This is a genomic window from Streptomyces sp. NRRL WC-3618 (assembly GCF_001280005.1).
Taxonomy (GTDB): domain Bacteria; phylum Actinomycetota; class Actinomycetes; order Streptomycetales; family Streptomycetaceae; genus Streptomyces.
Window position 1 is genome coordinate 1 of the sequence record NZ_LGDW01000426.1, and the last position, 20825, is coordinate 20825.

Genomic DNA, 20825 nt, shown 5'->3' on the forward strand with positions numbered 1-20825 from the left:
CTGCGCCGCCAGATGCAGCGCAACGAGGGACGACGAGCAGGCCGTGTCGACGGTCACCGCCGGCCCTTCGAGGCCGAACGCGTACGACAGGCGGCCGGACATGACGCTGACGGCGTTGCCGGTGAGGACGTGGCCTTCGATGTCCTGGGGGACGGTGGAGTTGCGGGTGATGTAGTCGTCACCGTTGGAGCCGACGAAGACGCCGGTGCGGGTGCCGCCCAGGGTCGTCGGGTCCATGCCCGCACGCTCGAAGAGTTCCCAGGAGGTTTCCAGGAGGTGGCGCTGCTGCGGGTCCATGGCGAGGGCCTCGCGCGGCGAGATCCCGAAGAAGTCCGCGTCGAACTCGCCCGCGTCGTGCAGGAATCCGCCTTCGCGGACGTAGGTACGGCCCGCGCGGTCGGGGTCCGGGTCGTACAGCTCGGCGAGGTCCCAGCCGCGGTCGGCGGGGAACTCGCCCATGGCGTCGCGGCCGTCGGCGACCAGGCGCCACAAGTCCTCCGGGGAGCGTAGGTCGCCGGGGAAGCGGCAGCTCATCGCGACGATGGCGATGGGGTCGCCGTCGTCCGGAGCGGTGTCGGCGGCAGCCCTGGGGGCGCTTGGGGTTGCCTGCGCGGCGCCGAAAGCCTCGTCACCCAAGTAGGCGGCGAGGACAGTTGCGTTGGGGTAGTCGAAGACCAGTGAGGCGGGCAGGCGCAGGCCGGTGGCGGCCTGGACGCGGTTGCGGAGTTCCACGGCGGTGAGCGAGTCGAAGCCCAGCTCGCGGAACGCGCGGGCGGGGTCGATGGCGTCGGGCGCGGAGTGGCCGAGAACGGCGGCGGCCTGGGAGCGTACGAAGGTGACGAGGGCGGCGTCGCGTTCCGCGGCGGGGAGCGGGGCGAGCCGTCGTATCCAGTCCGGGCCGGTGACGCCGGCGGCGCCGGAGGGGGCCGGGGTGCCGCCGTCCGCCGGGTCGGCGGTCAGTCGCCGCACTTCGGGGATGGCGTCGAACAGCGGGTTGGGGCGGGCGGCGACGAAGCCCGGCAGGAACGTGTCCCAGTCGACGGCGGCGATGACGATGTTGGCGTCGCCGCGTTCGACGGCGTCCCGCAGGGCGGCGACCGCGGGCTCGGGCGGCATCGGCGGCATGCCGTCGCGCCGTGCCCGGTCGGAGCGTACGGCGGTGTCGGCGAGACCGGCGCCGTCCCAGGTGCCCCAGGCGATGGAGGTCGCGGGCAGTCCGTCGGCGCGGCGCTGTTCGGCGAGGGCGTCGAGGTAGGCGTTGGCGGCGGCGTAGTTCGCCTGGCCGGCGCTGCCGAGGGCGCCGGACGCCGACGAGTACAGAACGAAGGCGTCCAGGTCCAGGTCGAGGGTGAGTTCGTGCAGGACGGCGGCCGCCGGAGACTTGGGGCGCAGCACATCGTCGAAGCGCGCGGGGGTGAGGCCGTCGACGATGCCGTCGTCCAGGATTCCGGCGGTGTGGACGACGGCAGTGAGGGGTGCGTCGGCGGGTATCCGGTCCAGGACGCGGGCCAGCGCCTCGCGGTCCGCGACGTCGCACGCCGCGACGGTCACCCGTGCGCCGTGCCCCTCCAGTTCCGCGCGCAGCTCGGTCGCTCCGGGGGCGTCGAGGCCGCGGCGGCTCGTGAGGACGAGGTGCGCGGCGCCCTCGCGGGCCAGATAGCGCGCGACGTGGCCGCCGAGCGCGCCCGTCCCGCCGGTGACCAGGATCGTGCCCCTCGGCGTCCATCGGGTGTGCCGGGTGAGGTCGGCGCCCGTCGCCTCTCCCCTGAGGAGGCGGCGTACGAAGACTCCCGAGCCGCGCACCGCGAGCTGGTCCTCGGCACTGGTACCGGCCGCAGCGAGGATGCCGGTGAGGCGGGCGCCCGCGCGGGTGTCGTAGGAGAGGGGCACGTCGACGAGTCCGCCCCAGCGGTCCGGGTGTTCGAGGGCGACGGTCCGGCCGAGGCCCCACAGGTGGGCCTGGGCGGGGTGGTCGAGGCGGTCGCTGCGGCCGGTCGACACGGCGCCCTGGGTCAGGGCCCACAGGCGGGCTTCGGACCCGGTGTCGCCGAGCGCCTGCACCAGCGCGACGGTGGCCGCGAGCCCGGCGGGCACGGCGGAGTGGTCGTCGAGAGGGGTTTCGTCGAGCCCGAGCAGCGACACGATGCCGACGAACGGAACGTCGGCGGACGCATCACCAGCAATCCCCGCGTCGCCCCCGGCCACCTCCCGCAACCGCTCCGCCAGCGCCGCACGCGTCACCGACCCCGCGCCCACGCTCAACCGCACTGGCTCGGCACCCGAGGCGCCCAGCGCGTCAACGACCCCCGTGGCCCACGGGTGATCCCCCGCGCTGTCGGGCACCACGACCAGCCACCGCCCCGACAGTCCCGCCGACGGCAGGCGGCCGCCCGGCAGTGGCTGCCAGCCGACACGGTGGCGCCAGCTGTCGATGACGCCGCGCTCACGCCTCTGCCGGCGCCACGCGGAGAGGCCGGGCAGCACCTCACTGAGCGCGCCCTGTGCCACACCGTCGAGGGTTTCGCCGAGGGTGGAGGTCAGTTCGTCGACGTCCTCGCGTTCCACGGCGTCCCAGAAGCGGGTCTCGGCGGCGTCCGCGGCAGCGGGGGTGCCGCCACCACTGGACCCCCTCTCCCCGGTCAGCCAGAAGTGGCGGCGCTGGAAGGGGTATGTGGGTAGGTCCACGACGGTCCGCTCGCCCGGGAAGAGTGCGGACCAGTCCGGCTCCGCACCCCGGACGTGCGCCTCGGCGAGGGAGGTGAGCAGGCGCCGGGCGCCGCCCTCGTCGCGGCGGAGGGAGCCGAGGGTGGAGGCGGGGCTTTCGGCGTCGTCGATGGTGGCCTGGACCGGGACGGTCAGGACCGGGTGCGGGCTCATCTCGATGAACAGGTCGTGGCCTTCGGCGAGGAGGCCGCGCGTTGCGTGCTCGAAGAGGACGGTCCGGCGCAAGTTGCGGTACCAGTAGTCCGCGTCCATGAGGGTGTCGTCGGCCAGCCAGTCTCCGGTGACGGTGGAGTACAGCGACACGTCGGGCGAGCGGGGCGCGACGGGGGCGAGGACCCGCGCCAGGTGCTCCTCGATGGCTTCGACGTGCGCGGAGTGCGAGGCATAGTCGACGGGAATGGTGCGGGCGCGGATGTCGCGGGCCACGCACTGCGCGACGAGTTCCTCCAGGGCCTGCGAGGCGCCGGAGACGACGACGTGCGCGGGGCCGTTGACGGCGGCCACGGAGAGGTCGTCGCCCCACTGGTCCAGGATGGTGCGCACCTGCTGTTCGGGCAGGGGTACGGAGACCATGCCGCCGCGCCCCGACAGTTCGAGGATGGCCTGGCTGCGCAGCGCCACCACCCAGGCGGCGTCCTCCAGGGACAGCGCGCCCGCGACGCAGGCGGCGGCGATCTCGCCCTGGCTGTGGCCGACCACGGCCGCAGGTTCGACACCGGCCGCACGCCACACGGCGGCAAGCGACACCATCACGGCGAAGAGGACCGGCTGAACGACGTCCACGCGGTCGAAGTTGTCGCCGCTCAGCTCGTCGAACAGGTCCCAGTCCACGAACGGGCCGAGCGCGTCCGCGCACTCCCGCATGCGCTCCTCGAACACCGGGCTGGAGTCGAGCAGTTCACGAGCCATGCCCGCCCACTGCGACCCCTGCCCCGGGAACACGAAGACGGGACGGACGCCGCCGGTGCCGCCCTGCGCGCGCCCGGACAACACCTGCGCGGCCGCCCCACCGGACGACACCACCTGCCCCGCCGTGGCGTCGTCAGCCGCCAACGCCGCCAGCCCGGCGAGGAGTTCGTCCCGGTCCCGCCCGACGACGACACCCCGGTGCTCGAACCGCGACCGCGCCACCGCCAGTGACCAGGCCACATCCTCCACGCCCAACTCGGCGTTCGCTAGCAGGTGTTCACGGAGCCGCCCAGCCTGCGCCCGCAGCGCCTCCGGAGTCTTCGCCGACAGGGCCACGGGGACGAGGCCCGCCACGACCGCCGATGCGGCGCCTCCGGAGGACTCGCCCTCCGAGTCGGCGGCGGACACCGGCTCCTCGGCAGGCGGCTGCTCGACGACGACATGCGCGTTCGTACCGCTCATCCCGAACGACGACACACCCGCGCGCCGCGGCGCGCCGTCGGCCCGCTCGGGCCAGGCCCGCGCCTCGGTCAGCAGCTCGACGGAGCCCTCCGACCAGTCCACGTGCGAGCTGGGCTCGTCCACGTGCAGGGTCTTCGGCAGCACTCCCTGGTGGATCGCCTGCACCATTTTGATGACGCCGACGACGCCCGCGGCGGCCTGCGTGTGGCCGACGTTGGACTTCAACGAGCCGAGCCACAGCGGCTCCTGGCCCTCGGGCCGGTCCTTGCCGTACGTGGCGATGAGGGCCTGGGCCTCGATGGGGTCGCCGAGCGTGGTGCCCGTACCGTGCGCCTCGACGGCGTCGACATCGGCGGGCGAAAGGCCCGCGTCGGCGAGGGCGGCGCGGATGACGCGCTGCTGGGAGGGGCCGTTCGGGGCGGTCAGACCGTTACTCGCGCCGTCCTGGTTGACGGCGGAGCCTCGCACGACCGCGAGCACGCGGTGGCCGTTGCGGCGCGCGTCGGAAAGCCGCTCCAGGACGAGCATGCCGACGCCCTCACCCCACGCCGTGCCGTCCGCGGCCTGCGCGAAGGGCTTGCAGCGGCCGTCGGCGGCCAGGCCGCGCTGGCGGCTGAAGGCGAGGAAGGAGCCGGGGGACGCCATGACCACGACGCCGCCCGCGAGGGCGAGGGCGCACTCGCCCTGACGCAGCGCCTGAACGGCCAGGTGTAGGGCGACGAGGGAGGACGAGCAGGCCGTGTCGACCGTCATGGTCGGCCCCTGGAGGCCCAGGGTGTAGGCGATGCGTCCGGAGGCGACGCTGGCGGCGGTGCCGGTGACGAGGTAGCCCTCCAAGCCGTCGCCCGCGTCGCTGAGGCGGGGACCGTATTCCTGGGTCTCGGCGCCGACGAAGACGCCGGTGCCGGAGTCGCGCAGCGTGGCGGGGTCGATGCCCGCGCGTTCCAGGGCCTCCCAGGAGGCCTCCAGGAGGAGGCGCTGCTGCGGGTCCGTGGCGAGGGCCTCGCGGGGCGAGAGGCCGAAGAAGTCGGCGTCGAACTCGCCCGCGTCGTGCAGGAATCCGCCCTCGCGGACATAGCTGGTGCCGGGCCGGTCGGGGTCGGTGTCGTACAGGGCGGAGAGGTCCCAGCCGCGGTCGGCCGGGAAGTCGGAGATGGCGTCGACGCCGTCGGCCACCAACTGCCAGAGCTCTTCGGGTGTTTCGACGCCGCCGGGCAGCCGGCAGCTCATGGCGACGATGGCGATGGGCTCGTCGTCGACGCGGCGGGCCGCCACGGGAACGTACGCGGCGTCGGCGGTGTCGAAGAGTTCGGCGCGCAGATGGCGGGCGAGCGCATCGGCGCTGGGGTGGTCGAAGACGGTGGTGACGGGCAGCTTGAGGCCGGTGGCCCGCTGGAGGCGGCGGTGCAGCTCCACGGCGGTCAGGGAGTCGAGTCCCAGATCCAGGAAGGGGCGTGACAGATCGCCGGCCGGTCGCTCGCCGTCGGCGCCGCCGAGGACCGCGGCGACCTCACCCGCGACAACGGTGCGAAGTCGCCGTTCCTGTTCCGCGCGCGGGCGGCCTTCGAGGGTGTCGCGCAGGTTCTCCCGGGGCGGCCGGAACTCCGCTGGAGTCTCCGGGTGGGACTCCGGGTGAACCGCCGCGGGAGATTCGTCTGCGAATTCCTCGAAGTCGCTCATTCTTCCACTCCGTAGCACCGGCCGTGATGGCTTTTCAGAAATTCCCTGACTGTACTTCGGGTAAATTCACCGACCGCGCTTCAGAACGCCGCAGAATTCCTGGCCGCACTTCAGATAAATTTGCCCACAATACCGTGGCAGGCTAACAGCGCGTTCCCGGTCCCCCTACCCCTAACCAGCCCCTACGAGGCCGGCGCCGCGGGCGGACACAGGGGTGGTCGGGAAAGGCAGCCACGCTCTAGGGTCGGGCACGTGGAAAATGCCGTCCGGGTTGAGAATCTGGTGAAACAGTACGCGTCCGACGCACGCCGCGTTGTCGACGGCCTGAGCTTCGATGTGTACAAGGGCGAGGTGTTCGGCCTGCTCGGCCCCAATGGCGCGGGGAAAAGCACGACGGTGGGCATGATGACCACCCGGGTGCGGCCGACCTCGGGTGACGTCGTCATCGACGGCGTGGACGTGGTCGCGCGGCCGAGACAGGCGAAGCGAGTGCTTGCGGTGGTGCCGCAGCGCAACAACCTCGACCGGTCGCTTTCGGTGCGTCAGAACCTCCTCTTCCACGCCACGTACCACGGCATGCCGCGGGCCGAACGGCGCACGCGGGCCGATGAGCTCCTGGAGCAGATGGGCCTGGCCGACTACCGCAAGTCGAAGGTCGACGACATGTCCGGCGGTCAGGTGCAGCGCGTGATGATCGCGCGTGCGCTGATGCACCGGCCGAGCGTGCTGTTCCTCGACGAGCCCGCGACCGGACTCGATCCGCAGGCGCGGCTCTTCGTGCACGAGCGGGTCGTCGAACTCGCCGGGCGGGGTGTGACGGTGGTCCTCACCACCCACGACATGGACGAGGCCGCCAAGCTCTGCGACCGCGTCGGCATCGTCGACCGGGGCACCCTGCTGGCCCTCGACACCCCCGAAGGCCTGGGAAAACTGCTGCCCGCGCACTCCACGCTCGCCCTGACCGTGGAATCGGCGCAGGGCCCGGCGCCGGTGGCGAAACTGCTCGCGGACCTTCCCGGGGTGCGCCAGGTCGATGAAGTCGACCCGGACGCAACGCCCGTGGACGGGTTCCGGTTCCGCATCTACACGGACACCGAACCGGTGACGGCGCTGCAGCCCGCGCTCGCGGCGCTGACGGCCGCGGACCACCGGGTGACGGACGTCGGCGTCGGAAAGGTGTCCCTGGAAGACGTCTTTCTCCACCTCACCGGAAAGAACCTGCGATGACTGCGACGACCGCGACCGAAGCACCCGCCGCGGAGGTCGCTGCCGCACCGGCCAAGAGCCAACTGCACACCTTCGGCGCAATCCTGTGGCGCGATGTCTTCGTCGCCCTGCGGCAGTTCCCGACGTTCATCGGGCAGGCCATCATCCAGCCGTTCTTCACACTGTTCGTGTTCGGCGTGCTGCTCAGCGACGCGGGATATGTGGATGGCGACTACAGCGCCGTCCTGCTGCCCGGTGTGCTGGCCCTGAACGGATTCCTCGGCGGCATGCAGAACACGGCACTGCCACTCGTCGTCGATTTCTCGTACACGCGGGAGATCGAGGACCGGCTGCTCTCGCCCATCTCGCTGCGACTGGTGGCCGTGGAGAAGATCCTCTTCGGCGCGCTGTACGGATTCGTGGCGTCGCTGATGATGACGCCGGTCGGCATGATTCTCCTGGACCTGTCGTGGCCGATCAGCAAGACCGTGCCTGCCCTCGGGATCGCCGGGCTCGGCGCGCTCGCCGGGGCGTCGATCGGCATGTGCCTGGGCACGTCGGTGAGCAGCGACAAGGTGGACGTGATGTTCACCCTCGTCCTGATGCCACTGCTGTTCACGGGCTCCACGCAGTTCCCGCTGGTCGCGCTGGACGAGGTGCGCTGGTTCCAGGTGATCTGCGGCGCCAATCCGCTGTCGTACGCCAGTGAGGGCATGCGGGCCGTTACGTCCCCGAACGTGGAGCACGTGCCACTGCCGATCACGCTGATCGTGCTCGTCGGCTCCATCTGTCTGTTCGCGGCGGTGGGGATACGCGGGTTCCTGCGGCGCGCGCAAGCGTGAGACGTACACGTACGTAAGAAGGGCCCCGGAGCAGTCAACCGACGTGTTGGTTTATTCGGACCCTGAGTGACGTCGGCCTTCAAGACTCGGTTGTGGTCTTGAAGGCCGACGTTGTCGTACACGAGTTCGTCCACGCCCGTCGCGAGTACGGCATCACACTCACCGGACCGGCCAAGAAGGACGCCAGTCCCCAGACCCGCGCCGGCGGCGGCTTCACCGGCGATGCCTTCACCATCGACTGGGAGAACAGGCAGGTGGCCTGTCCCGGAGGCAGGACCACCAGACGCTGGAACCCCGACCGCAGCGAGGAAGGTACTCCCGTGATCCGGGTCCGCTTCAACAAGGGCGACTGCCGGCCCTGCCCGGTCCGTGAGCGGTGCACAACCTCCAGCACCGGCCGGCGCCTGACCCTGCAGCCCCGCGCCGAGCATGAGGCCCTCCGCCAGGCCCGCGCCGAACAGGAAACCGACACCTGGAAGGAGCGCTACAAGGCCCGTGCGGGAGTCGAAGGCACGATCTCCCAAGGCGTCCAGCGCTGTGGCATGCGCAGATCCCGCTACCAGGGTCTGGCCAAGACCAGTCTCCAGCACCAGCTCACCGGCGCCGCCATCAACCTGGCCCGCATCGACGCCCACCTCACCGACACACCCCGGGCCCAGACTCGCACCAGCCACTTCGCACAACTTCGCCCCGCCGACCAAATGATCGGCGGGGCGAAGTGATCACGACCCCGAATTAACCAACAGCATCAGTCAACCGCTCCGGGGCCCTTCTCGTGCTTTTGGCGTACTCAGTCCTCGGGCAGGTCCACGGGTGCGAGCTCCGCGAACAGGTCCCCAGGGCCGGGGTTCAACGGCATGGTGGCGCCGCCGAGATGGCGCAGTACGCCCCAGAGGGCGTTGAGGCCGGTCGTCACGGCGCCCTCGGCGAAGCCCGCCGTCCAGGAGACGTCGTCACCGGCGAGGAAGAATCCGCGCTGGGTCCGCGCCAGGTCCTCCTGCATGAAGTGGGTGAACAGCCGCCGCTGGTAGCGGTAATGGCCCGGCAGGTTGGCCTTGAAGGCGCCCTGGAAGTGCGGGTCGGTCTCCCAGGTGACCGTGCGCGGCGGCGCGATGACGCGGGAGCGGATGTCGACACCGGGGTATATGCCGGCGAGCGCGTCGAGGACGCCGTCCAGGCGCTCCTCGGGCGTCAGCGGGGCCATCTTCAGGGAGTCGTCGTTCCAGGTGTACGACAGGCACATGACGCCGGGGCGGTCCGGGCCCTCGTCGAAGAGGTAGACGCCGCGGGGCATACGGTCGGTGAGGGTCGTACTCATCACGTCGCGGCCGGTGAGCGGGTCGCGTTCGCGCCAGAAGGGGCGGTCGACGAGGACGAACAGCTTGGACGAGCCCATGTAGTGGCTGCGTTCCACCGCGGTCCACACAGGCGTGGGCAGCAGTGCCTGGTCGCAGCGGACGTTGGTGACGAGCGTCCGCTTGTGCGGGGTGAAGACGGCCACCGGGAAGGCGCGGGCCGTGCCGTTCCTTTCGTGGACGGTGATGCCGCGGGCGGTGCGCTCGATGCGGGCGACGCCGCCGCGCGGGCCGCCGCGGTGCAGGGTCTCCAGGGAGGTGCCCGCGGGCCAGTGCACGAGGTCGTCGGCCGGGAGGGACCAGAGCCGCTGGGGAAGCTGCTGGGAGCCGCCGACGACGAGCCGGTGGTCGTCCTCGGCGCCGGTGTAGACGACGCGCAGGATCTCCAGCATGGAGTTGGGGAAGTCGGTGTCCCAGCCGCCGGCGCCGAAGCCGACCTGCCCGAATATCTCGCGATACTTGAAGGACTGGAAGGACGGCGAGCGGGCGAGGAAGCCGTAGAAGGACTCGTCGTCCAGGGCGCGCACCAGCGGGTTCCAGATGGCCTTGATGGCGGCGGTGTCGCGGCGGCGGATCGCGTCGTCCATGGCGAACAGCTCGGCGTGCTCCTGGAGGGTCTTGTCCCAGGCCATGCCGACTTCCTGGTAGATGTCCGGGAGTTCGGCGGCGCGCCGGGCGTAGTGCCGGGTGCCGTTGAGGGCGACGACGGTGCTGCCGCTCGCGGCGGTCAGCGGGTTGGGGAAGGGCCGCGTCTGGAGGCCGACCAGATCCAGGTAGTGCCGCAGCGCGGTCGCCGAAGCGGGGAAGCGCATGGCGCCGAGCTCGGCCACGGCATCCGGGCCGCCGTCGAAGGCCGCCGAGCGCATCCGGCCGCCCACCTGCCCGGCCTCGTAGACCACGGGGCGCAGCCCGAGGCGCATGAGCTCGTAGGCGGTGACGAGGCCCGATATGCCCGCCCCGATCACCGCGACGGGCGTCCCGAACTCGCGTTCCGGAACTTCGCCGAGGCCGTGCGGACTCGACAGCCATTCGTCGTACGCGAAGGGAAAGTCCGGGCCGAGCATGGTGATGGAATCTGTTGTTCCGAGACGCGAACTGCCGTTGAGGGCAACCAACGGATACTCCTCTGACCGTGGTGGAGGCCGGCCCGGGTTACGTTGCAGACGGCCGCGGTGAACCGGGCTGCGGCAGCAGGAGAAGGGTCCGCGATCGGCACGGCCGGGCCTCGCCCCGTGGGGGCCGGTCGGACCCGCGAATCGCCCTCGAATCGACGGCACGTCTGACGGTGCCCTTGATTATGGCGACGGCCGCGGGGTGCTCGGAACCCCTCAGCATCCCCTTACGCCTCCTACGTTGCGCAGGGGCGGCGCCTGGCCCGTGCGGTCGACGCGGGAGGGAAGGACCGAAAATTCGTGCGCCACGCAATGAGTACTTTAGTAGCCAGGTCTCGATCCTGAAGACAGTACGAAGTCAGCGGAAGCCTTGAAATGATCTAAGGTGTCCGCGCCGCGCGCCCCCACAGTCCCCGCGTGCCCGCACCCAGCACCATTCGCCAGAAAGGGAAGACTCCATGCATTCAGGGTCGGTCGGCCGGAGGTTCGCGGTGCATGACCACCGGCCGGGTGCCACACCCGGCGGATCTCCGCCGGAGCCCATGGCCCTGGAGGTGCGGCGCACGGCGGACGAGGCGTCCGGGGCCCTCGACGCCTGCGCAGCGAGCCGGGCACGCCCCCTGCGAATCGAGCCCCACGCGTGCGTGGCGGCGGTCTCCGACGACGACGCGGCGGACTGGTTCCTGGCCCGGCTGCTGCGCGGCGACAAACCGGGGCGTTCCGTGTCGGTGTACGGCGTGGACGTGCGCGCCGACCGCGCGGCCGTGCAACGGCTCGTCGGCGTGGTATCCGTGGGCATGCCGCTGCCCGAAGTCCCGGTCCGTGACGCCCTGATGACGGCGGGGAGACACAAAGGGCTGTCCCCGGAGACCACGTCGCAGCGCACGGCGGACTTGACGGACGTGCTCGGCCTGCGGGCGGTCGAGCACGCCGCCGTGTCCGGCCTCTCCCGCGGCCAGCGCTCCCGCGTGGCCCTGGGCTGCGCGCTGCTGCACGTACCGAAGCTGCTGCTGCTGTGTCAGCCGCTGGACGAGGTGGACAGCGCGTCGGAGAAGATCATCTGTCGTGTGCTGAGCCGTTATACGGCGTCGACCGGGACCGCGGTGTTCTCCACCCGGTCCCGGCCGACCGCGCACCGCGTCGCGGGCCTGGTGTTCTCGGTCCACGACGACGAGGTGTGCTTCACGTGCCCGTCGGCGCCCCACTGAGGGCGGCGGTCGCGGCCTGCCGGGCGTTCGGCACGCCGTGTCCGCGGCTCAGCACGCGGAATCCGCTCAGCACGCCGTGTCCGCGAGCAGGTCGTGCGGCAGATCCTTGCGGCGCGTGACGTTCAACTTCCGGTATACACGCGTCAGGTGCTGCTCGACGGTGCTGACCGTGACGAACAGTTTCCGCGCTATTTCGCGGTTGCTGTGCCCGAAGGAGGCCAGGGAGGCCACGCGCCGCTCCGCGTCGGTCAGTTCCTCCGAGGGGCAGCTCTCCCCGTCCCGCGCGGGGCGATCCGGTGCGCTCACTTCGCCGTCGGTGTCCGGCAGGAGGTGTTCGCACAGCGACTCGGCCCCGGCGTCGCGGGCGATGCGCCAGGCCCGCCGCGCCATCATGCGGGCCTGGCCCAGCTCGCCCAGGGCGTGGTGGGAGCGGCTGAGAGCGCCGAGGACCCGCACCAGTTCGAGCCGGTCCTCGCACTCCTCCAGTTCCTCGATCGCCTCGTGCAGGGCCTGGTGGTGGCGCCGCAGTCCGGCGACCTCGGCGAGCACGCGCAGCGTCAGCGCGCGCGTACGGGACTGCCCCGAGCCGCACTTGGAGAGCTGTTCCCTGACGAGCCGGTCGGCCTCGGCCTCGCCTCCGGTGCGCAGGTGCATCTCGGCGGCCGCGGACCGCCACGGCACGAGTGCCGGCTGGTCGATGCCCCAGCGCGTCATCAGCTCGCCACACGTGAGGAAGTCGTCGAGGGCCGGGCGGACCCTTCCGGTGGCCGCGTGGAGCTGGCCGCGGGCGTACAGCAATTCCAGGCCGTAGCGGGATTCCGGGGGATCGTCGGGGACATGGTGGTCCAGGTAGGTCATGGCCTGCTCGTACTGGCCCATCGCTGTGTGCGCGGAGATCAGCGTGGCGAGGACCGAGCCCATGCCGACGCCCCAGCCGAGCGGTGTCATCCACGACAGCGCGTTGGTGCCGTAGCGGACTGCGTCGACGGCGTTGCCCTGGCGCAGCGCGATCTTGGCTCTGAGCGCGGACAGGGGTGCCTGCCAACCGGGGCCGCCGAGCTTGGTGGCTTCGCGCAGCAGCGCGTCGCACCAGTGCGCGGCGCGGGTGAGCCGGTCGGAGTAGATGAGGGTGGACAGGGAGCAGGTGAGCGCCTCCAGGGTGGCGTCGCTCAGCGTGGTGCCCTGCAGGACGGTCTCGGCGAGGTCGGCGGCGTGCTGGTCGACGCCTCGGGTGAGGACCGCGTTGAGGGCGGCGCCCGCGCGGCTGCGCGGGTCGTGGCCGCGCGCCGCCGTGAGGTCGGCGGGGCCTTGTGCGGCGGGCCAGTTGTCGACACCGACGCGTTCGCGCAGGGCGGGGTAGGCGGTGCGCACCGCACTGGTGGCCAGGTAGGCCGCGACGGCGGAGGAACCTTCGTACGCGTCCTGGCACTTGCGGACGATTTCGGCGGCCTCGTCGAACCTGCCCTGCCAGAGCAGCCCGGCGAGGAGCACCGGCACGGCCTGCTCGCTGAGCCAGCCCTCGTCGAACGCGGCGCGCAGCGCGGCCAGGTGGGGTCCGACGGTGGAGGGGCGCACCCGCCACGCGCAGCGGGTGAGTTCGGCCAGGATCTCGCTGCGGCGTGCCCCCCGTGGGCACGCCTGTTCGGCGAGTTGGAGGCAGGCGATGGCGAGCGAGACGTCTTGGTCGCGCCGGGCGCGAGTGGCGGTCTCCCAGAGTGTGTCGAGGGATTCGGCGTCGGTGACTTCGCCGGCGGCGACGATGTGCCGGGCGACGACGGGCGGTTCGGCGCCGGCGCGGCGCAGCAGGACGGCCGCGCGGCGGTGCAGCGCGAGGCGGTCACTGCGGGTGAGGTCGTCCAGGACGGCCGTTGTGGCCAGGGGGTGGCGGAACGTTCCCGTCTGGGTCAGTCCGGCGGATTCGAGAGCGCGTCGGCTCAACGCGACGGTCTTGTGGTCGAGTTCGAGCAGTCCGGCGAGTGCGGCGTCGGACGCGGCGTCGTCCAGGATCGCGAGGCCGCGGGCCACGGCGAGGACGGCGTCGTCGCCGCGGTGCAGGCAGCTGAGCACGGACTGCCGGTAGGCGTCGCCGACGGTGAGGGTGTGCAGGGCAGGCAGGGAGGTGTCGGAGCTGGGGCCGTGGGCGAGGATGTCGTGGGTCAGGGCGCGGATGAGGAGCGGGTTGCCGCCGCTGATCCGGTGGACGTCGGGGGCGAGGCCGCGTGCGGTGGCCTCGTCGACGTGGTCGCGCAGCATTTCGGCCGTGGCCCGCTCGCCGAGGGTGCCGAGCCGCAGTTGGGTCAGGCGCGGGTGGCGCAGCAGTTCCGCACTGAACATGGGCCGTTCCGCGTGCGGTCCCGTGCGCAGGCCGAGGACGATCACCACGGGCTTGGCACGCAGTTCACGCATCACGTGCTGGAGGCATTGCAGGGACGGGATGTCGGCGTACTGGACGTCGTCGATGAGGACCGCGAGGGGGCGGCCGCCGGCCATGGCGTGCAGGGCGGCGGTCAGTGAGCACATCACATGCGCGCGTACGTGCTCCTCTCGCTCGCTCGCGGGGTCGCGCAGCATCGCGGTGAACCGGGCGTCGTCGAGGAGGCGCTCCACGCGCTCGGCGGCACCGCTCTCCCGTTCCCCTAACTGGCCGGTACGCAGGAGCAGTTGACTGAAGAGCGCCATGGGGGTCCGGCGCTCCGCTCGTAAACCCGTCGCCTTGAGGACCGTGAGGCCGCGCGCCTCGGCCCGCTCGGCGACGCCGTTGAGGAGCTCGCTCTTGCCGGTGGCCACCGGCCCTCTCACCACGACGACCCGGGAGGGCCGTGCAGCGCTGCTCCCCAGAACCTCCTCCAACAGAGCCCATTCATCGACTCGCTCGACCAGGCTCATAGTGCATTTCCTCCCGATAAGAAATTTCACAAACCGCCCCGGGGCGCCTTATTCGCATGACGCACTCATCGAGTAACCAAATGGAGCTCCTTTGCAGGATACCAGGGCACATTCCCTGATATCCTGACCGCGGCTTCTCACAGCCCCCGAGCAACAACACAACTATGACTGAATCTTGACGGCGAGGTAGCCCCGAAAGAAGTGAGCCCACCTCCCAAATCCATGATGAATCGCAACGTTCAGCTCTTCCCACTCCGGCCTCGCATGTGATATTAGACCCGACGCCGACGCGCCCACATGCGGAACTTTGAATTCCAATTAAAGGGAAGGCGAAGAGGAACCGGCCATACCGGGCTACGCGCGGAGATCATCAAACCATCCTGTCCGGAAATACCCTGGCCACGCGCTCGCCCGGATGCCACGGGTGGGATCACGCCGACCGCCACCGCCCCTCAACGCCGCCTGGACGCACGCCCGTCGATCTCCGGGCTGCCCCTGCGGACCCTGCCCGGGGTCCGCTCCGCACTCCTCCTCGGTGCCCCAGTCGGGCACCTTGCCACCCCTCCGAGGGCAGCACCGTTACGGATCCGTTCGGCGTTGGCGGCGGGAGGAAAGTCCCGCCGCGAGTCGCCGAAACGGTAAACCGAACACAATCCAACGGCAATTTGACGGCTAAATTCACCAAGGAAGTCCATAGCGTTCAGAGCGCCCCGGCGACGATCCTGCCGAAGTCAGACCGCATGCCGGGACGTACACCTGCAGGGACTGCCAGACACGTCACATTGTTACGCCGCTATTTCAGGCCACGGTCCATTCCGTGGCCGGTGAACGCACCGCAAACTCGGCATGGCCGCCGCCGCAACGGGCCGAGGGCCGCGGCGCGCCTACTACAGCCGGTGGTCTTACGGTGAGTGAGCTCGGGCGGTCCGGGTGCGGTAGTGGCTGGTTCGGGCTCGGTTCTGGTGGCGGGTGCGCCAGCGGTGCCCGTGCATGGCGAGCCAGGTCCGGGCGGTGCGTGCGGAGGTGGGGACGATCCGGTCGTGCAGGCGGCGGACCTCGTTCACGGTCGGGGGTCGGGTGTCGCCGGCGGGGTGACCTCCGGACGGTGACCAGGAAGGCCATGGCGAGCATGCACACGGTGGTGTGCCGCTACCACGAGCACCACTTGCGTACCTCGTGCTCGTCCAGGCCCACCTGTCCCTTCGCGACCTGGAAGGACTCCTCCACCATCCAGCGTTGTCCGGCGGCGACGACCATCTCGGCCAGGGTCGTGTCCGGGTGGGTGTGGCACAGGAAGCAGGCGATCTCCCGGACGAGCGCGCCGGTCTTCTTGTCCTTCTTGTTGGGCACGGTCGAGCGGCGGATCAGCAGGTGACGCTCCAACCCCGTGGAAACGGAGGCGGGTTGGACAGCGGCCCAGTCGTGCTCGCGCGGACCCTTGGCGCCGTCAGCACAGGACCGGCGCTCGAAGGCATCCTCCCGCACCAGCGCCCACAGCTCGCGGGCCTGCCGGGTGCGCCCGTCGGGCAGCGGCAGCACCTCGTCCTTCGGGACGGCGAACACGTGGCGGACCTGGTGTTCCTCCAGCCAGACGCGCAGCGCCCGGCACTGCCCGTATGCCTCGTCGGCCAGGAAGTAGGTGAACGGCACCGGGGCGGCCAGCGCGCGCTCCAGCATCCGCCGGGCCAGCTCCGGTTTGGTGGCCACCGCGTTCGCGCGTTCGGGCGGGATGCCCTGCTCGGCGCACCGGCGTTCGTGCTCAGCGGTGGCGCCGGCCCAGCCCTTACCGAGGTAGAGCTCACTGTCGATCAAGGTGCGGCCCTTACCGGATCCGTACGACAGGTGCACGCTGACCTGGGCGTTCTCGACCCTGCCCGCAGTGCCGGTGTACTGACGCTGCACCCCGGCGGTCTTGGTGCCCTTCTTGATGTCGCCGGTCTCGTCCGCGATCAGCACCGCGTCGTCGGCGGCCAGGGCGGCGACCACCGGCTGTAGTACTAGGGGACGGATAGGGGTGGAGGGCGGCACGCCCCCCGGATAGCCTCCGGCAACGGGCAGCCATCCGTGATCCTCTCGGGACGACGGCCACCCCTCGTACGACGGCGACCTCTCCGCCCGGCCGCCACAGTTCCCGTGCACAGCGGTTGCTGTGCACAGCAGACAGGCACAACACGTTCACGCCCGTCCCCGGCCACCGCCGGCCAGGGCACGCCGATGTGACGCGCACCCGCGCAGACCCGTAGAGGACGACGATGGCGAGAAATCACCCCCGAGCGAGCACACTCCGTCCCGGGAGCGTGCCCCGATGACCGTGTCCGGCACCGGCGCCGAGGAGACCGAGGAGCAGGATCACGCCGCCCCCGACGGCGCACCCGACGACGCGGGCCCCTCGGCGCGCACCACCGTCACCGTGATCATCCCGACCTTCAACGAGGCTGGGAACGTTGAGGAGTTGCTGACGCGGCTCGCCGCCGCCCTGCCCGCGCACCTGGACTGCGCGGCCCTGTTCGTCGACGACAGCACCGACGACACCCCGGCCGCCATCGAACGCGCCGCCCTCACCTGCCTGTTCCCCGTGAACGTCATCCACCGCGAGGTCGCGACGGGCGGCCTGAGCGGAGCCGTGGTCGAGGGCCTGAAGGCCGCCGCGTCGGAGTGGATCGTCGTCATGGACGCCGACCTCCAGCACCCGCCGTCTCTGATGCCCGAACTGGTGGAGACGGGGCGCCGCGCGGACGCCGACCTCGTGGTCGCGAGCCGGTACGCGGGCGGCGGCAGCCACGCCGGTCTCTCCGGCCGCTACCGCGTCGCGGTGTCGCGCGCCTCGACGCTGGTGACGAAGGGCCTCTTCCCGTCGGCGCTGCGCGGCATCAGCGACCCGATGAGCGGTTTCTTCGCGATCCGCCGCAGCACGGTGCACGCCCACGCCGACATCCTCAAGCCGCTCGGTTACAAGATCCTGCTCGAGCTGGCCATCCGCTGCCGCCCGCGCGTTGTCGCCGAGGTGCCGTTCTCCTTCCAGGAGCGGTTCGCGGGCGAGTCGAAGTCGACCGTGCGCGAGGGGATGCGGTTCCTCGCGCACCTGGTGTCGCTGCGCACCGCGACCCCGGTGGCCCGGATGGTGGTCTTCGGCCTCATCGGCCTGACCGGCTTCCTGCCGAACCTGGGCGCCCTCGCCGCGCTCACAGCCACGGGCCTGCACTATCTGCCCGCCGAGGTGCTCGCCAACCAGTTCGGCGTGCTGTGGAACTTCCTCTTCATCGATCTGCTGCTGTTCCGCGACCGGCGCGGGCACCGCCACTGGGCCGACCGCCTCGGCCGGTTCGCGCTGCTCGCCAACGCCGACCTCGTGCTGCGCATTCCGCTGATCGCGCTGATCGTCGACGGCATGGGCATGGCGGTGCTGCCCGCGACAGCCCTCGCACTCCTCACGACGTTCGTCATCCGCTTCGCCGCCACCGAGCTGTTGATCTATCTCCCCGGGCGCGGCGGCCGGGCGAAGGAAGCGGGCGCGGACGCCTCGCTCGCGTCCGGGAAGCGGGAGAAAGAAGGCACACCGTGAACACGGCCGTCCAGCACGGCGGTACGCACCCGGCGGCGCCGCACCCCGACCCATCACCGGCAGCCCTGCTGGCGCGGATCGTGCCCGAAGACGTCGTCTGCTACGAGCTCTTGGGCGACCCTGACGGCATCGTCCTGCACCCCGACGAGCAGGCCCTGATCGCCCGGTCCGTGGAGAGCCGGCGCCGCGAGTTCGCCACGGGCCGCCACTGCGCGCACCGCGCCCTGGAGGACCTCGGGCACCCCGCGGAGTCGATCCTTCTCGACGCCAAGGGCAGTCGGCGGATCTCCTCGTGCGGTGAGTGGGGTGAGCGCGGCGCGGCCGGGTCGGTGTCGCGGGCGTCCGTGGCGCCGGCGAGGCGCGTTAGCCAGGGCGATTAACGCCACGCTGCGAGTAGTCACACTCGCCGTCGCCGCCTCCGGCTCCCCGAGCGCGAACCGAATGGCCGTACCAGGCGGCACTTAACTCTGGCGACTAGGGGTTAACAGAACAAGGCTCTGACCAGCCTCTTTACAGAAGTTCTTCCGCCTGGCAGAAGACGCCTTGCCGAGCCGATGCAACCCTCACGACCCTGATTCCAACCACGGCACGCGGGGCGAGGGCGCCCCGCCGACAGGGACGGGAACACCATGCCGCACACGACCGCCTTCGCCAGGAACCAGTGGTACGTCGCCGCCTACAGCCACGAGGTGGGGCGGGAGCTGCTCGGCCGGACCATCCTCGGTGAGCCCCTCGTCTTCTACCGCACCGAGGGCGAGGGGACGCCCGTCGCCCTCGCCGACCGCTGTGTGCACCGGCGTTACCCGCTCTCCGAGAGCGGCCTCGACGGCGACCGGATCGTGTGCGGCTACCACGGCTTCACCTACGACACCACCGGCGCGTGCGTGTACGTACCGGGGCAGAAGCGCATCCCGCGCACCGCCCGCGTCGCCTCCTATCCGGTGGTCGAGCAGGACGCCCTGATCTGGGTGTGGATCGGCGACCCGGCCCTCGCCGACGCCGGGACCATTCCGCGGGCCCGGCACCTCGACTCCCCCGGCTGGACCACCGTCAAGGGCATGGAGCCGATCGACGCCGACTACGGTCTGCTCGTCGACAACCTTCTCGACCTCTCGCACGAGACCTACCTCCACGGCGGCTACATCGGCACCCCGGAGGTCGCCGAGACGCCGATCACCACGGAGGTCGACGAGGGCGCGGGCATCGTACGGGTGAGCCGGCACATGGACGACGCCGAGTGTCCCCCGTTCTACGCCAGGTCGACCGGCATCGAGGGCCGGATCACGCGCTGGCAGGACATCGAGTACCACGCGCCGTGTCTGTATCTGCTGCACAGCCGGATCGCACCGGTGGGTGTCGTGCCCGAGGCCGACGGCAGCGACCCGAACGGTTTCCACACCGAGATCACGTACGCCATCACGCCGTCGGCCGACGGCAAGGTGTACGACTTCTGGATGGTCTCGCGCGACTGGGCCACGGACGACGACGAGGTCACCGAGTTCCTGCGGGGCAACAACCACACCGTGGTCATGCAGGACGTCGACGCGCTCAACCTCCTTCAGCGGACGCTGGGTGCGGAGCGGTCCGGGTACCAGGAGCTGAGCATCAACATCGACACCGGTGGTCTCGCCGCCCGCCGTATCCTCGCCCGGCTGGTCGAGGAGGGCGACAAGTCGGCGGAGAAGGTCCTGTGAGCGGCAGCCCGACGGGCGAGGTCTACCGCATCGACTGGCTGCCGGGCACGGACATCCTGCACGGCACCTGTCACTGCGGCCGGGAACACCGTTCGCAGGACCCCATCGAGATGTGGGAGTGGATGCTCGCCCATCCCCAGGGACATCAGCCACAAGGAAGCAGCTCATGAACGTGTACGAGGCCGAACTCGTCGTCGAGCGGCGGGAGTTCGCAGCGGACGGCGTGCTCGCGCTCACCCTGCGGCATCCGCTGGGCGAGGAACTGCCGGGCTGGGAACCGGGCGCGCATGTCGATGTCGTCCTCGGGCCCGGGCTGGAGCGGCAGTACTCGCTGTGCGGCGACCCGGCCGACTCGTCGGCGTGGCGGATCGCGGTGCTGCGTGAGCCGGAGGGGCGCGGTGGATCGACGTACGTGCACGGGCAGTTGGCGCCGGGCGACCGAGTGCGGATACGGGGTCCACGCAACCACTTCGCCCTGAAACCGGCGCCCCGCTACCGTTTCGTCGCCGGCGGTATCGGCATCACCCCGATCCTGCCGATGCTCGCCGCCGCCGAGGCCGCGGGCGCCGAGTGGACGCTGCTGTACGGCGGGCGCACGCGTGAATCCATGGCGTTCACCGAGGAGTTGGGGCGTTACGGGGACAAGGTCACGTTCGCTCCGCAGGACGAGACGGGGCTGCTGGACCTCGACTCGGAGATCGGCGGGCTGGCGGACGGCACCCTTGTCTACTGCTGTGGCCCCGGCGCGCTCCTCGACGCGGTGGAGTCGGTCTGCCCGGCCGGCGCGCTGCATGTCGAGCGGTTCGCGCCGAAGGCCCAACAGGGCGGTGAGGACAGCGAGTTCGAGGTGGTCCTGCAGCGCAGCGGTCGTACGCTGACCGTGCCCGTCGACGTGTCCGTGCTGGACACCGTGCGCGGTGCCGGGGTCGAGGTGCTCTACTCGTGCACCGAGGGCACCTGCGGGACCTGCGAGACGGACGTGCTCGAAGGCACCCCGGACCACCGGGACTCGGTGCTCTCGGACGAGGAGCGGGAGGCCGGGGAGACGATGCTCATCTGCGTGTCCCGGTGCCGCGGACCACGACTCGTCCTCGACCTGTAGTGCCGCGTCCCGAGAAGGCGCCAGGCCGCAGCCGGTGACATGGCGGTGGCCCCGGTGCCGTCGGCGACCTGAACGCCGACGGT

The 20825-nt window shown here is 71.0% G+C and carries 12 protein-coding genes and 1 pseudogene; 9 read left to right on the top strand and 4 right to left on the bottom strand.

Annotated elements, in window-relative coordinates:
- A partial coding sequence (locus ADL01_RS28055; RefSeq protein WP_159049670.1) for a type I polyketide synthase occupies window positions 1-5775 on the bottom strand: 5775 nt, incomplete at its 3' end.
- A 282-nt stretch (window positions 5776-6057) separates the two neighbouring features.
- Here ADL01_RS28055 and ADL01_RS28060 point away from each other — a divergent pair.
- From ADL01_RS28060 to ADL01_RS28070, 3 genes and pseudogenes are all read left to right on the top strand, one after another.
- Entirely contained in the window at window positions 6058-7002 is a 945-nt protein-coding gene (locus ADL01_RS28060; protein ID WP_078960793.1) for an ABC transporter ATP-binding protein, read from the top strand.
- Window positions 6999-7823 (top strand): ABC transporter permease, encoded by an 825-nt coding sequence (locus ADL01_RS28065; protein ID WP_053744790.1) that lies wholly within the window; start codon window positions 6999-7001, stop codon window positions 7821-7823. The genes ADL01_RS28060 and ADL01_RS28065 overlap by 4 nt, the downstream gene beginning before the upstream one ends.
- A gap of 134 nt (window positions 7824-7957) precedes the next feature.
- Window positions 7958-8545 (top strand): annotated as a pseudogene (locus tag ADL01_RS28070) (transposase); the annotation flags it as partial.
- A gap of 68 nt (window positions 8546-8613) precedes the next feature.
- On the opposite strand, the gene ADL01_RS28075 reads toward ADL01_RS28070, so the two are convergent.
- A complete protein-coding gene (locus ADL01_RS28075; protein ID WP_053744791.1) occupies window positions 8614-10242 on the bottom strand; it encodes a flavin monoamine oxidase family protein in 1629 nt (542 codons plus the stop codon).
- A gap of 506 nt (window positions 10243-10748) precedes the next feature.
- On the opposite strand from ADL01_RS28075, the gene ADL01_RS28080 reads away from it, so the two are divergent.
- Window positions 10749-11498, top strand: coding sequence for a hypothetical protein (locus ADL01_RS28080; RefSeq protein WP_159049672.1), 750 nt, complete (start codon window positions 10749-10751; stop codon window positions 11496-11498).
- Between the two features lie 66 nt (window positions 11499-11564).
- Here ADL01_RS28080 and ADL01_RS28085 read toward each other — a convergent pair whose 3' ends face one another.
- Together ADL01_RS28085 and ADL01_RS28090 are read right to left on the bottom strand one after the other, a co-directional pair.
- Entirely contained in the window at window positions 11565-14384 is a 2820-nt protein-coding gene (locus ADL01_RS28085) for a helix-turn-helix transcriptional regulator (RefSeq protein WP_053744793.1), read from the bottom strand.
- A 1149-nt stretch (window positions 14385-15533) separates the two neighbouring features.
- On the bottom strand, window positions 15534-16523 hold the full coding sequence (locus ADL01_RS28090) for an IS701 family transposase (RefSeq protein ID WP_324614641.1): 990 nt from the start codon (window positions 16521-16523) through the stop codon (window positions 15534-15536).
- A gap of 166 nt (window positions 16524-16689) precedes the next feature.
- Between ADL01_RS28090 and ADL01_RS28095 the strand changes: the two genes are divergently transcribed.
- The 5 genes from ADL01_RS28095 to ADL01_RS28110 all read left to right on the top strand — a co-directional run bounded on the left by ADL01_RS28095 (window position 16690) and on the right by ADL01_RS28110 (window position 20742).
- Window positions 16690-17946 carry a glycosyltransferase gene (locus tag ADL01_RS28095; RefSeq protein ID WP_053744795.1) on the top strand — a complete coding sequence of 419 codons (1257 nt, stop codon included), beginning with the start codon at window positions 16690-16692 and terminating at the stop codon, window positions 17944-17946.
- Window positions 17943-18326, top strand: a complete 384-nt coding sequence (locus tag ADL01_RS28100) for a hypothetical protein (RefSeq protein WP_053744796.1) — start codon at window positions 17943-17945, stop codon at window positions 18324-18326. Before ADL01_RS28095 ends, ADL01_RS28100 begins: the two co-directional genes overlap by 4 nt.
- A 249-nt stretch (window positions 18327-18575) precedes the next feature.
- The gene (locus ADL01_RS28105) at window positions 18576-19640 is read left to right on the top strand and encodes an aromatic ring-hydroxylating dioxygenase subunit alpha (protein ID WP_053744797.1); all 1065 of its coding nucleotides are present in this window, start codon (window positions 18576-18578) and stop codon (window positions 19638-19640) included.
- Window positions 19637-19810, top strand: coding sequence for a hypothetical protein (locus ADL01_RS45495; RefSeq protein ID WP_199834951.1), 174 nt, complete (start codon window positions 19637-19639; stop codon window positions 19808-19810). The genes ADL01_RS28105 and ADL01_RS45495 overlap by 4 nt, the downstream gene beginning before the upstream one ends.
- Window positions 19807-20742: a PDR/VanB family oxidoreductase gene (locus tag ADL01_RS28110; protein ID WP_053744798.1), complete on the top strand. Its 936-nt coding sequence runs from the start codon at window positions 19807-19809 to the stop codon at window positions 20740-20742. Before ADL01_RS45495 ends, ADL01_RS28110 begins: the two co-directional genes overlap by 4 nt.
- The last annotated feature ends 83 nt before the right edge of the window (window positions 20743-20825 follow it).

Coding starts and splice junctions, on each gene's coding strand:
- ADL01_RS28065 (WP_053744790.1), top strand. CDS start 6,999: ATGACTGCGACGACCGCGACCGAAGCACCCGCCGCGGAGGTCGCTGCC.
- ADL01_RS28075 (WP_053744791.1), bottom strand. CDS start 10,242: ATGCTCGGCCCGGACTTTCCCTTCGCGTACGACGAATGGCTGTCGAGT.
- ADL01_RS28080 (WP_159049672.1), top strand. CDS start 10,749: ATGCATTCAGGGTCGGTCGGCCGGAGGTTCGCGGTGCATGACCACCGG.
- ADL01_RS28085 (WP_053744793.1), bottom strand. CDS start 14,384: ATGAGCCTGGTCGAGCGAGTCGATGAATGGGCTCTGTTGGAGGAGGTT.
- ADL01_RS28095 (WP_053744795.1), top strand. CDS start 16,690: ATGACCGTGTCCGGCACCGGCGCCGAGGAGACCGAGGAGCAGGATCAC.
- ADL01_RS28105 (WP_053744797.1), top strand. CDS start 18,576: ATGCCGCACACGACCGCCTTCGCCAGGAACCAGTGGTACGTCGCCGCC.
- ADL01_RS28110 (WP_053744798.1), top strand. CDS start 19,807: ATGAACGTGTACGAGGCCGAACTCGTCGTCGAGCGGCGGGAGTTCGCA.